Consider the following 673-nt stretch of genomic DNA (forward strand, 5'->3'; position numbering starts at 1 on the left):
ATGTTAATTATAGGATACTCTCTCTTTTCTGTCATGGCTTAGATTGCGAAGCAATCATATTGTTTTTTATAAAAATATATTTTTTCGTGAGTTTTAAAATAAATAGACAGTATATATAGTAAGACGTTTTTAGGAGGATAGAAAATTGATTATTAAAGAACGAACAAAACCCATTGCACTTCGTGTATTAGAAGCATTAAATGGGCGATCCAGTCTAACAACTGAAAGAAAAAGAGAGTACTGGACTCAAATCAAAGGATATGAAGGCGAAAAGGAATTTGATAAAGCAGTAGCTAAACTAGTTCCTGGTGTCCCCGTGTTAAATGATCTCATGCTAAAAGATGGAAGTTTTCTTTCTCAAGTGGATTCGCTCATGATTATAGATAACACCATTCGACTATTTGAGATTAAAAACATGACCGGAGAATACACATATAGTGACGATGCTCTTCATGCTGACTCCGGTTTAGTGTATACCAGTCCTATCGTTCAAGTAAGAAAAAGCAGTAGTCTTATTCAGAACTTAATTAGGAAAAATGGGCCTTCGATTTGACGTTATCTCTCATGCCGTCTTTATCAAACCCAATTTTTATATTTATAATCTGGTTAGGGTGTCAAAACCTAACCGGTTTACTACTTTTCCTTGTTAACAGTGCGATTTTGCCCGCTCTTT

At 34.6% G+C, this 673-nt stretch carries 1 protein-coding gene; it reads left to right on the top strand.

Annotation, left to right across the window (positions count from 1 at the left end; genetic code table 11):
• Positions 1-145 precede the first annotated feature (145 nt).
• Positions 146-553, top strand: coding sequence for a nuclease-related domain-containing protein (locus ABDZ53_RS00470; RefSeq protein ID WP_343752877.1), 408 nt, complete (start codon positions 146-148; stop codon positions 551-553).
• The last annotated feature ends 120 nt before the right edge of the window (positions 554-673 follow it).

Origin of the sequence: Alkalibacterium iburiense (assembly GCF_039521845.1) — a bacterium.
Classification (GTDB): Bacteria; Bacillota; Bacilli; order Lactobacillales; family Carnobacteriaceae_A; genus Alkalibacterium; species Alkalibacterium iburiense.